The organism is Gordonia sp. IEGM753, assembly GCF_050321825.1.
In the GTDB taxonomy this organism is placed as follows: Bacteria; Pseudomonadota; Gammaproteobacteria; order Pseudomonadales; family Pseudomonadaceae; genus Aquipseudomonas.
In genome coordinates this window covers 185,042-196,297 of record NZ_JBNQGB010000005.1, presented here as the reverse complement: position 1 = coordinate 196,297, position 11,256 = coordinate 185,042, and the positions used below count along the sequence as shown (strand labels likewise).

Below are 11,256 nucleotides of genomic sequence, written 5' to 3'. Positions count from 1 at the left end.
CTGATTACGCAGCCAGTGCGAAGCGACCTTTAACGAAGGCGTACTTCTTGCGAACAGCCAGGCCGATGCGCTCTTCAACCAGGATTGCCCGTTGGTTTTTTATGAAGTCGTCGTTGATCATGCCGACCTTGATGGTGAAACCCATGCGATCGTAAATCCGCGCACCTTGCTGGAACGACCCCGTCAGGAACTCGCCGCCAGTAGTGGTGCCATCGCCTTCATCCATGCTGTCCGATGCAACGACTGGCCGGCCCCAGAGAACGGGAGTGACCAGACCTTGCAGGTTGGCGAACAGGTAACGGTTGTCGGCGTCTTTCTGAAGTTCGATGTTCATCCAATCTAGATCCGACATGACCACCGCGTCGGCTGGCAGCTTGGATTGCTTACGAGCCTGATAGATCGCGCGCCGGACAGTGTCGATGGCAGTGTCGTTCGCTTTGCTCAAGGCGGCGCTGAAGACCGTAGCCTGAGTCATGATCCCGTTGAGGTTGTTACCGGTACCATCCCCCTTCAGCAACTGACCTTCGCGTTTCAATTCCAGGTCATAGCGCAGAAGCTCCTGGATGTAGCTGTACAACTGCGGAACGTCGTCCAGCGCTTCGTCGGTCACTGGCATCCAAACCGCGATTTTCTTGACGATGTCGGTGACCTGTTCGAAGGTCACGTTACTGGTTGGTTTCGCACCACCTTCTGGCACCATGCCGGCGCCCATGGTGTGCAGCAGTTCGCGGAAATAGGTGAACGACTGACCGGTGACTGGCGTGGTCGGAATCAAATCACGAATAAGCAGATTCTGCCGTGGAGCGCCTTGGATCACTGGATCGTATTGCGGAGCCACTAAACCGGAACTGGTGACCTTGGTTTCGGACATGCTGGCCATGTCTGACTTGGTGATTTCGATTTCAGCCACGCTTTGGCTTTTCGAGGTCAACGCCTGGTACTTGTCGTTGCCCTTGATCATATCGATGAAGCTTTTCTTTTCGCCGTCACCGCCGCGCAACTTCACGCCTTTCTCTTCGAGCTTTTGCACCTGCTCAATGACGCGTTCGATCTCGCCCTTCTGCTTTTCGATCTGAGATTTCATCTCAGTGGTGACGCCGTCGCCTTTTTGAAGAGCATCAGAAACGTCGTCGTATTTCTTTTGAAGCCCGGCGAAACCATCTTTCAGCTTGGCTTCAAGGGAATCTTTTACTTCTTTAACTGGATCGGTCATGGCGACACTCCAAAGATTTGGTCAAAAGTGACTGAGAGTTTTTTCAGCTCTTCCACGGTCGCCGTGGCCACGTCGCCACCATCACGGTGGAACGCGGGATAGCCGAGCGAGGCAACGGCTGCTGCCTCCTTCTGAGAAAGCCCCATGCGCTGGCGCAGGGCGTTCTCAAAAATTCTGATGTCCGACTTCACGTCGGTAACTTGTGCAGCCGGGTTCATACCGAATGGCACCAGGGACGCCTCCCAAAGTTCCGCCTGCTTGATGATCCGCACGCTGCGGCCCTCACGCTCTTCGTAGGCAGCCAGGATCGTGTTGAATCCAATGGACATGCTGTCGAGCGTGCCTTCCTTCATCAGCTCGTAAGCATCGCGCGCATAGCTAACTGCCAGGTTGACCTTGCCCTTGATGTACAGGCCGTGGTCGTCCTGCGTGAATTCCGCCGAACCAACCAGCCGGGTTAGATCGTGGAACAGCGCCAGCTTCAGGCGCCCGGCCCGCGTGGTTTTCACCTTGGTGAATGCACCAGGAAGAATCACGTCATCGCCCAGGTCGATGTTATTGAACACCGCGGCGTAGCCTTCAAAGTTGCCCAGGTCGTCACTGGCCTTCACTTCAAAGGGGACTTCAATCTTGCTTAGCATTGGTTTGCATCTCCCAGCGAGTAACCCGGTCGTATTCGTCGCCCAGCAAGCGAGGCTGGTTTTCTTTGTCCCGGACTTCGTTGATCGTCATCCAACCTGAGCCGCCAGACCCACCAAGCGCCGCCTGGTAGTAGGTCGCCCTTCCAGCGCTGTCAGCGCGCAACAGCCCCTCCACAACGAACTCCACAAACTGGGATTTGTCGCGGAACAACTTGTCGTTGATTTCGTCCTCGATGGCGTCGAGGTAGGGTTTGAGGCCGAACGTCACAAAGCCGCTGGTCTGCTGCTCAAGGTTCGAGCCCATGATTGAAGTCTTCCCAGCACGGTTGGCCAGGTAAAGAGGCACGCCCCAGCAACCCGCTAGGGCTTCCTCCTGGAACTGCTGGGACTCGATGAACTGACTGTCTTTCTGGCTGAGCCCGGCCGGCACAATTTTCGGGCCGCCCTGCAGGACGCCCATCGAGCCTATGTCGTTGACGTCGCCTTTACGCACATCAGGGAATTTTTCCATGATCTGCGCTTGCTGGACCTTGGTAAGGAACTGGTCATAGATGACGTACCCGCCGGTAAAGCCACCCTTGCGCATAAACATTGCAGACCAGTTCTGCGCCGTCTTGGCCAACCCCATTGATTCAGCCATGCACTCGACAGGCGAAAGCCCGATCACTCCGTCAACGCTGAACAGCTTGAAGTGCAGCATGTTCTCCGGAGAGACCGGGAAACGCTCGCCGCCCAGGGTTACCCAGTAGATCAGATCGTCTGAGGTATCGACCTCCACGTTGTCAGCGCTGATCGGGATAAAGCCAATCCAATCTCCGTTATCGGCACGCTCAATGATGCTGTAACCATTCCCGCGCAGGGCCATGTTCACCACGGCACACTTGAGGAAGTTGAGCTTGGTCATGTACGGATTAGGCTTTCGCAACACTCGTGCCTGTCGCGACTTGGTATCTGCAAGCACACGCCCTGTTGCCCCATCTTCAAAAATCTTGAGGGGCAGCCCGGCAGCAGATTCACTCAGGATCTTGACGCAGGCCCAGACGATTGGGATCGTCATGGCCGTCTTTGATGTAATCGTTACTCCCGACTTTGTTCGCTTCCCTCCGGCCAACATCTCGACCTCGGTGTATTCGCCGGTCGCGGGATCGGTGTAGCCGAACATGCGCCATGACAGCGGGTTGTACCAACGAGATGCCATATTCAGCCTATGAGTTCGAGCCGATGAGTCCGAAGAATCCATCGGCCAGGTAATTGTCGAGCCCACTTTGGGCTTGGGGGTTGAGCGACAGCAGCGAGATGGCGTTGAAGGCCGCCATCAATGGGTCGATCTTCGCCAGGCCCGACGCCTGCTTGGTGATCAAGATTGCGTTGCCGGCTGGCACCACTCGGGCATTGCCGCAACACCAAGCCATCATTGGTTGGCCGCCATGGACCAGGCCGCCCTCGGCAAGCTTTCGCTCAGTGGTCTTGATTGCCCCGTTCAGCTTCCAGCCTTGGCTGATGCCGATGATCTTCTCTTCAGGAATGCCGGCCTCGGCCAGGGCATCAAGAATGGCGCCGATACCCGAGGGGTCGACTCCGACCTTGTCGAGCAACCCGGCGGCCTCGACTCTGGCTACCAGCTCAGCAACGTCCTGCACGTCGTCACCGATGGTCTCCACCAAGGTCAAATCACCATTGCCGGCGAAGTCTCGAAAGCGTGGCGCTTCGCTTTTGCGGCGTTCCAAAACTGACGGGTGGGCCCAGGCGTGCGTCCATACCAGCCATTGCCGTGTGAGCTTGTCGCGGCCAGCAGCGGCGAAGCCGAGCAAGTCATCCAGGCCGCCGCCATCGATGCCAACGTCGACAACCTCGGATCGGTCAATTAGTTGCTCGAAGGTCAGGCCTTCCGGTGCCGCCTGAGCCTCCCAAAATTCAGCGCCGGCCCACCGATCTGATCGTAGATTCAGGCCTATCTCGATGTTGAGATGCTTGGCCAGAAACTGCTGAAGAGTGCCGTCGGATGCGCCCTGCTTCTTCTTGAGCTCGTCTCCCAGCCACTCAGCGCTAACCGAGCGACCCATGTTGGGGTTGGTGATGTAGAAGTTTTCCGGCCTCAGGTACGCCTTGTCCTCAATCATCTGCAAGGGAAATTCGTACAAGATGCCCAGCGTTTTGCGGTCGAGGATCTTGCTGTCACGCACATTCCGCCAGTAGCTCAGCTTCTCCTTGAACACGCCGGCAGGGGGGTCGTCACTTTGGGTTGTCAGAAAGATGACCCATCCCTCTTCGCGAGAGATCTGACCGCCAAGCGCTTCCATGAACATGGATTCGGCGTTGGATCGCTTGCCGAAGACCCATAGCTCATCGACCAAAACTTTGCCCGACTTCTTGCCTGACACGGTATCCGTATCGGCCGCAACGACCTTCAATGAGTTACGAGTGGTGCGGTCTGTGATGGTCCTTATGTGATCCTGGATGTGAAACATCGCCGACAGTTCTGCGTCGGCCCGGACCATTGCCGCTGCTGGCTTGAATGCGTTGTCAGCGACCTCTCGCGTAGGGGCCAGAATCAGATGCTCTTCTTCCTCACGCCAGCAGAGGATCAATGCGGTGAGCATGATGCCGGCGGCGATGGTGCTCTTCGTGTTCTTCTTGCTGATGAGAAGGCCGAACTCTCGTATCAGCTGCTTGCCGGTCTCAGCATCGTAGGCCCCGAAGATGCAGCGAACAAAGTTGAACACCCAGTCGTCGCAACAATCAGCCATCCGTGGCTTGCCTGGTAGATCCGGGACGCGAAGCTCTTTGAAGATCTGCAGGGCTCGCTCAGCTTCCTCCACGAAGATCGGCGGCGGGATAATCGATTCGCGAGCGATCAACCGCCGCTCCCAGTCGGGGCATGCTGTCGACCATTCCATAATTAAACCTGCTTACCGTTCGTTGCGACTAATTTGGGTGGGGCCTGCCTGGAGAACTTTCCAGCAGCCTGCTCGGCCGCTTTTTGCTGTTCGTCCTTCTTGCCGCCATCCGCCTTTTTGACGTGGGTGTATTGAACTGCGGCAATGGCCGCCCTGACCTGTATAGAGCTCGCATCAAGCTGGCCAAGGGCAATCTTGGTCAACAGGGCAAGCATGTCCATCTCGGGAGCCGGGACCGGAACCGCCTTTTCGCGCTTCAGTGCGCCACCGTGAGGCTGCGCCTCGAACTCCACAGACACCGCAGAGGAATTTGCTGATTCCTGTTCGACCTTCTTTTTCCGACCAGCGCCCGGCCGAGCGCCGCCAGAGTTGGGGCGCGCGCCCCCGCTCTTGCCTTTGACGCCTGCCATTTGCTGAATTCCTTTTTCAAAAGGGGGAAATAATCTGCGCGTGAGACAAGTGGTGGTCTAGTGACCTCGAAACCGCCATATTTTGGTCCCCCCCTCCCCTGAACGAGAATTTCTATCATTCTGGTCAGAGCTGGCGCTCTTCGCGTTGCTTCTTCGATGAGTGGCACGTGCTGCACAGACTCATCCAGTTGGATCGATCCCAGAACAGCGTCATGTCGCCTCGGTGCGGGATGACGTGGTCGACCGTGTTGGCCGCCGTCACCCTTCCCTCACGCTGGCAGTACACACAGAGCGGGTTGTCATTGAGGTGCACGACGCGTGCCTTCTGCCATTCGTAGTTATAGCCACGCTGACCCGATGTGGTCTTGCCGGTACGCCATGAGGTTGGCGCTGCCGTTACCAATCGATTGCCTTGGGTCGCGACTCTGCTACCCAAGGTCTTGAGCCTCGACACTACCAGCCACCAACCATCTTGCTACCCACTGCGATGCCTGCAACGAACACCAGCACGATCCACATTGAGGCGCGTTCCATGGTGATTCCTCGTCGCGTGTCGCGACACAATTTGTTGATTCGCGAAACGTGTCGCGGACTATTCAGCTTTGCGGCTGGGCAACTTGAAGTCAGTCACTCTGTCGGCGATGTTGCGGATCTTCTCCACACCCAAGAAGCCAACCCAGCCGCCCGCGAAAGTGGCCATGCTTTGGGGTAAGCCGAAGAAGTCCAGGCCACTGATGATGGTCAGCGTGAGACCGCCACAAATCGCGCCTTCCACCAGCATTTGACGCCTGGTGCCACCGCCGTAAGTGATGCGCAGAACCGCCATGGCGCAGGACAGAGCAGCCGCATAGAGGATTGGCGAATGCTGGCTCAACCACGCAAGCGCTATCGCCCATGTGTCTGGTTTGTCTGGCATGTCTGACATCTCGGCATCCTCCCTTTAGGGGAGTGAATTGATCCGGCTCCAGCAGCACTCCCAGCTCGGAGCAATGGGTGTGGTGGAGCCGAAAACGAAAAAGCCCCGGCAAATGCCGAGGCTCTGTGAACTGTAGAAAGCAAAAAGCCCAACTCTAGGGTCGGGCTTTGCTCGCGGAAAAACCGCAAAGTAACTGAAATCTATAGCTCGGCCCCGGTCCTGTCAAGCAGCTTGCCGACGAATATCTAAAGCCCCATCGATCCAGGCGATTCCCGCCTTCCATAGCTGCCGAGTCTTCTCTTCACCAAAGCCCAGTTTCTTGCCGACCTCCATCATCGAGCTGTCGCGAGTGGTGTAGTACTTCATCAGCACCTGGCCACATTCCGGGTAGCGCTTGAGCAGTCGGCCCATCAGACCATCGATCATCAGGGCGTCGTCGTCGGTGATCATTGGCGAAAGGATGGTGTTCTCTCGGGACGCGCAGCACGACACGCCAGAGCCCAGTACAACCCAGCGGCCCCAATGTTCAAGCAGATCCTCGGCGGTACGTTCTTTAAAGCTGGGTGTGAAGGCCATGATTCAATCCCCTGTGAAGTTGGTGCCGCCGGCGCCGCGACGGTTGTTTCGTTCGTACTGCGCTTCAGTACCGGCAGGCTTGAAGCGGTTGAATTGTGCGATCTGGTGTTCAACGGCCTGCAGGCGAATGCTCAGTTGCGTGACTAGCACCTCCAGCGGCAGTGCCTCACCGGTTTCAGCGGCGACCCAGCCCGAGGCGTTGCACTGCACGCAGGCCAACTCGTGAAAGACGCCCTTGATCACCGCGCGACCACGGCATGCCGAGCACCTAGCCAGGTCCAGCTGGTCGGCGCGGAATCTTGGGCCGTGTGACTTCTGAATCCGTTCGATCATTGTCGCTCTCCTTCGGGGGAACTCAGCTCACCAAGGACGAGGCAAGCAATACCGAATGCTGCATCGCCGAGCCTTGTAACTCTCAGGATTTCGGTCAGCGCATCGCCCATCGCAGTGCATTCAGCTCGACGGCGATGAGCGCAATCAGCAAGGCGCGTGTTATCGGCGATCAACGCTAGGACCACGGCAGGCCTTGCAGCTGCAATGAAGTCTGCGTCCGCCACGGGCTGATTGCCGGATCCATGAACCTGTGCTGGTCCTGCCTGCTCCCAAGACCAGTAGGCTTCATCACCCGACTCAGACACGCTGCATTCACACCCATCGGCTCGCTCCCACACACCAGGAGTCGCCGCCTCAGCCAGTCGCTTGAGTTCGGCCAGGTCGAGCATTTGTGCTTGATTGTCCATTTTTAAACCTCGCCCTTAACAAATTGCGGAATTGACTCGCAGGCCACGCTATTCAAGGCGGATACAAGGTCTTGCGATTCTTCATATCTAACGTCTGTCTGCTGGTGGATCGCCTTGAAGCCGCGCTCATCTAACCAGTTGTGCCACTTCACCAAAGCCAGCCGACGTTGTTCTTTGGCCTGGGTGTTGATGTAGGTCGAAGCGATCTTGCCCAGCGAATGGTTGAGCAGCATCTCGCCGATGTGTCCGTCGACGCCGAGGTCAGTCCATGCAGTGCGAGCTACCTTGCGCAGGTCGTGGCTTGTCCATGCACCCTGCCCCAGCCGGGTGAACACTGCGCTGGCCTGGTTCTCGCTCAGCGCCTTACCTCGACGCGACGGGAACAGGAATGGACCTTCGTATCCACTGCTGGTCTGAAGGTCACGGTATCGGCGCAGCAACGCACACACCTGGTCAGTCAGCGGCACCCGAAGCTCGGTCTTGCTCTTGGTGTGTTCGGCCGGCAGGAACCACTCACGTTCAGGCAGTGCGATATCAGCCCAGCGTGATTGCCGGGTTTCGCCGATGCGGGTGCCGTGACACAACATCATCAGGGCCAGCATTGCGTCACCCGGTACGCTCGCAAAACGCTCGGTCAGTTGCTCCACCAGGTCGGGCAACTGGACGTCACGCAAGCGGGCGGCCTTGGGCAGGATGCGGGCCGTCGTGAAGTTGATGAACTTGAGTTCAGCCATCGGGTTGGTTGGGATCAGATCGAGCTTGCGCGCCTGACGAAAAGCGACCGCGAGCAGGCGATACAGCTGCTGTACATACGACAACGACAACTCTTCCTGAGCCGGCCACATCAGCAACTTGTCCAGGGTTTGCGCATTGACGTCGCGGATCAGCAGGTCATCCAGGCGCGGTTTGAGCTGGCAACTGATGGCCGACTTACCTGCCGAACGCCGCTTGGCCGAGAGTGCGCGAGAGCGGGCCATGCGGTCGCCAAACCAGTCCAGCAGTTCGCCGACAGTCACCCAGCCCGACACGCTGGCAGCGCCATCAGCCGAAACCCGCAAGCGCACCGCCGGTAAAGCGGCAACCACCTGCTTGGTGGAAAGGTCGGGGAAGGCGCCGATTCGATGCCACTTGCGTTTGCTTAGCAAGTACCAGGAACCGCGCGCTCGATTCTTCGCATAACGGAAGTGCAATGCCGGGTGACTCGCATCACGCAGGTCACGCACATGCTCGAGCTTGGCGTTGCGCTGAATCTCGGCGTCCGACAGCTTTACGGTCAATGTTTTAATCAAAGCGTTCAATCGGTCGCCTCCGGTTGGGCGAAGCGATCCACCACTTCGAAAGTTGTTGGCCACATCCAAGCGCCATACCGATTGGCCATAGCCTCGTCAGCGAACAGCGCCAAGGCATGGTCGGGCGTACTGCTCAAATCCATTTTGAATGAGCAGCAAAACACCGCGAAGCGATAGGTGGACGGCTCGGGAACAGCAAGTCGCTTGAAGTCCATCAGAACGTTTCCTTTTTTCGGTAACGGTTGGCCAGGCTGGTGACCTTCTCCGGCTGCTCGACCGGCTCTGGCTTCCACCCGGCAGCAAGGTTTTCAAAGCGGTTGTACTGACCAAGAAACGCGGTGCGGACGGTGCCCATCTCGATGTCCCGCCCCTTGCCGATGATGATTTCGGCAATGCCCTCGGCTTCAGTGTTTTCGTGATAGACCTCGTCGCGATACACGAACAAGATCACATCGGCGTCCTGCTCAATAGCGCCCGACTCCCTCAAGTCCGAGGGGATTGGCCGCTTGTTGGGGCGCTCTTCGCATTTGCGGGAAAGCTGGCTCAGCAGCACGACGGGAATGCCCAACTCCTTGGCGAGCAGCTTGCAACCACGACTGATGCTGCTGACCTCTTCGGTCCTGTTGCCGCCCTCGCCTTCCAGCAGCTGCAGGTAATCGATCATCAGCAGGTCGAGGCCGTAACGCAGCTTGTGGCGGCGAGCTAACGAACGAATGCGCCCAATCGACGAGCCGGCGCGGTCGGCGATGTAAAACGGGGCGCGCCGCAGCACGCCAGCCGCGGCGGCGAGTTCCGTGCCGTGGCTCTGGCACGCCGTTCCGTTCTTCACCAAGGTGAGCGGAATACGCCCCTCTGAAGCCACGGCCCGATCTAGCAGCTGGCCCTTGTTCATCTCCAGGCTGATAACGAGCGATGACTTGTTTTGTCGTACGGCCGCATCGACGATAAAGCCCATCGCTAGCGTGGTCTTGCCCATCGCGGGGCGCCCCGCAACGATGTACAGGTGGTCGGGTTGCAGACCGCCGATTTTCTCGTCCAGATCGCGTAGGCCGGTCGACAAACCGATCAGTGTTTCGCCGCGAGCATGACGATCATGACGCTCCTGCCACACCTCCAGCTGGGCGATCAGCACATCACCGACTTTGACGATGTCGTCATCACCCGAACCGCAGTCGATGGCCATGGCCGCAGCCTGGACGGCGGCAATTTTCGCTTGGACGTCTTGATCGCCGTGCGCGATGTCCATTGCTTGGGTGCCAAGGTCAAACAAGGACCGCTCAATGGCCCGCTCGCGAACGATAGTGGCGTAGGTCTTGGCACTGGCAATGCTGGGCGTGCCGTTGACAATTTCGGCACAGTAGGCAAAGGCCGGGCTGCCATCCGGCAAGGTGCCAACCTGATCACCCACGGTGAGGAAGTCGACGGACTTGCCCGCAGAGCGGACCGCCATGATCCCCCGGTACACCTCGGCGTTTTCCGGGAAGTAGAACGATTCGGCGGACAGATCATCGCTGAGGGAGTCGATCAGCTCCGGGCGCTGCATCATCGCGCCCAGCAGGCCGTGTTCAGCCTCGATGTTGTAGGGGTCACGCATTGTAATTGCCCTCTACGACCTTGACGAAATTGCTCGGCGCGATCAGCCAATCGAAGTTGCAACGGAAAGGACTGCCACCAGCGGCGGCCACCTCCCCCATCAGGAATTTGCTCGAACGCACCTGAGCGAAATACTCAGCCCAGAAGCCGAGATCTTGGTGCACGTCGCTCTCATTCCAGCGGGCGTTGATCTTGGCGATCCGATCCTTGGTCAACATCACGACTCGAGGAAACTCAGGAATCGTCGAGTTGAACAAATCGACGATTGCCTGGGTTGGGCACTTCGGCTTCGAAATCTTCGACGGTTGCTCATCTCCAACAAGAGGTGACGGTTCACTTGATGGTTCTATTACGGTTCTGGGTGCGGCTGCTGCGGGGGTTTCTGTCGTGAGCTGCGGGGGTGATGGTGCATCTGGTGCGGGGTGCGACTCTTGCGGGGGTGCATATGCTGCCGGGGTTAATGTGTACATCGTCGAGCGGCCCATCCGTTCACGGACAGACAAAAGCCCAACCTGACCCAGCCATTTGATAGCGGTCTGGACAGTCCTTTCAGCCAGGCAGGTACGTTCCGCAATACGTGCAACGGATGGCCAGCAAACGCCCTCATCGTTTGCGTTGTCAGCCAACGAGATCAGCACTGCCTTTTGCGGCCCGCTCATGCCCTGAAGCGGCCAGCACAAGCTCATGATTATGGTGCTCATGCTGATGCCTTCTTTTCCGGTGCAAGAGACGCCTTCAGATGATCAAGACACTCTCGGCGAAATTGAGATTTCGACTCGCGGGAGTACTGGCAGCGAACCAGTAGTGCGGCATGCATGGCGGCGGATTGATGAGTGGTACGAGGTTGCGACACGTTTTGCGAATTGATGAAAAGTGTCGCGACATGGTCGGTATTGCGGGGAGTGGTGATCGTGTTCATAATGACCCCTGAAGTGTTGGTGTTGTGAAGAAGCCGGTCTAGCCACCGGCTTTTTTGTGCCT

General features: G+C 57.9%; 15 protein-coding genes. All 15 read right to left on the bottom strand.

The window, feature by feature from the left end:
• Positions 1–4: 4 nt before the first annotated feature.
• On the bottom strand, positions 5–1,213 hold the full coding sequence (locus tag ACQR3R_RS23225; RefSeq protein ID WP_428275750.1) for a phage major capsid protein: 1,209 nt from the start codon (positions 1,211–1,213) through the stop codon (positions 5–7).
• The gene (locus ACQR3R_RS23220; RefSeq protein WP_428275748.1) at positions 1,210–1,854 is read right to left on the bottom strand and encodes an HK97 family phage prohead protease; all 645 of its coding nucleotides are present in this window, start codon (positions 1,852–1,854) and stop codon (positions 1,210–1,212) included. The genes ACQR3R_RS23225 and ACQR3R_RS23220 overlap by 4 nt, the downstream gene beginning before the upstream one ends.
• Positions 1,838–3,052, bottom strand: a complete 1,215-nt coding sequence (locus ACQR3R_RS23215) for a phage portal protein (protein WP_428275746.1) — start codon at positions 3,050–3,052, stop codon at positions 1,838–1,840. The genes ACQR3R_RS23220 and ACQR3R_RS23215 overlap by 17 nt, the downstream gene beginning before the upstream one ends.
• A gap of 7 nt (positions 3,053–3,059) precedes the next feature.
• Entirely contained in the window at positions 3,060–4,751 is a 1,692-nt protein-coding gene (locus tag ACQR3R_RS23210) for a terminase large subunit domain-containing protein (RefSeq protein ID WP_428275744.1), read from the bottom strand.
• Positions 4,752–4,753: 2 nt separating this feature from the next.
• Positions 4,754–5,161 (bottom strand): hypothetical protein, encoded by a 408-nt coding sequence (locus ACQR3R_RS23205; RefSeq protein ID WP_428275742.1) that lies wholly within the window; start codon positions 5,159–5,161, stop codon positions 4,754–4,756.
• 124 nt (positions 5,162–5,285) lie between these two features.
• Positions 5,286–5,597 carry an HNH endonuclease gene (locus ACQR3R_RS23200; protein ID WP_428275740.1) on the bottom strand — a complete coding sequence of 104 codons (312 nt, stop codon included), beginning with the start codon at positions 5,595–5,597 and terminating at the stop codon, positions 5,286–5,288.
• Positions 5,598–5,753: 156 nt separating this feature from the next.
• Positions 5,754–6,086: a phage holin, lambda family gene (locus tag ACQR3R_RS23195; protein ID WP_428275738.1), complete on the bottom strand. Its 333-nt coding sequence runs from the start codon at positions 6,084–6,086 to the stop codon at positions 5,754–5,756.
• 213 nt (positions 6,087–6,299) lie between these two features.
• The gene (locus ACQR3R_RS23190; RefSeq protein ID WP_428275736.1) at positions 6,300–6,653 is read right to left on the bottom strand and encodes an antiterminator Q family protein; all 354 of its coding nucleotides are present in this window, start codon (positions 6,651–6,653) and stop codon (positions 6,300–6,302) included.
• A gap of 3 nt (positions 6,654–6,656) precedes the next feature.
• The gene (locus ACQR3R_RS23185; protein WP_428275734.1) at positions 6,657–6,986 is read right to left on the bottom strand and encodes a hypothetical protein; all 330 of its coding nucleotides are present in this window, start codon (positions 6,984–6,986) and stop codon (positions 6,657–6,659) included.
• Positions 6,983–7,393, bottom strand: a complete 411-nt coding sequence (locus ACQR3R_RS23180) for a hypothetical protein (RefSeq protein ID WP_428275732.1) — start codon at positions 7,391–7,393, stop codon at positions 6,983–6,985. Before ACQR3R_RS23180 ends, ACQR3R_RS23185 begins: the two co-directional genes overlap by 4 nt.
• A gap of 2 nt (positions 7,394–7,395) precedes the next feature.
• Entirely contained in the window at positions 7,396–8,691 is a 1,296-nt protein-coding gene (locus ACQR3R_RS23175; protein WP_428275730.1) for a tyrosine-type recombinase/integrase, read from the bottom strand.
• Positions 8,688–8,897 carry a hypothetical protein gene (locus ACQR3R_RS23170; RefSeq protein ID WP_428275728.1) on the bottom strand — a complete coding sequence of 70 codons (210 nt, stop codon included), beginning with the start codon at positions 8,895–8,897 and terminating at the stop codon, positions 8,688–8,690. Before ACQR3R_RS23170 ends, ACQR3R_RS23175 begins: the two co-directional genes overlap by 4 nt.
• Entirely contained in the window at positions 8,897–10,276 is a 1,380-nt protein-coding gene (dnaB, locus tag ACQR3R_RS23165; RefSeq protein ID WP_428275726.1) for a replicative DNA helicase, read from the bottom strand. Before dnaB ends, ACQR3R_RS23170 begins: the two co-directional genes overlap by 1 nt.
• The gene (locus tag ACQR3R_RS23160) at positions 10,269–10,976 is read right to left on the bottom strand and encodes a helix-turn-helix domain-containing protein (RefSeq protein ID WP_428275724.1); all 708 of its coding nucleotides are present in this window, start codon (positions 10,974–10,976) and stop codon (positions 10,269–10,271) included. The genes dnaB and ACQR3R_RS23160 overlap by 8 nt, the downstream gene beginning before the upstream one ends.
• Entirely contained in the window at positions 10,973–11,194 is a 222-nt protein-coding gene (locus tag ACQR3R_RS23155; protein ID WP_428275722.1) for a hypothetical protein, read from the bottom strand. The genes ACQR3R_RS23160 and ACQR3R_RS23155 overlap by 4 nt, the downstream gene beginning before the upstream one ends.
• Positions 11,195–11,256: the final 62 nt, after the last annotated feature.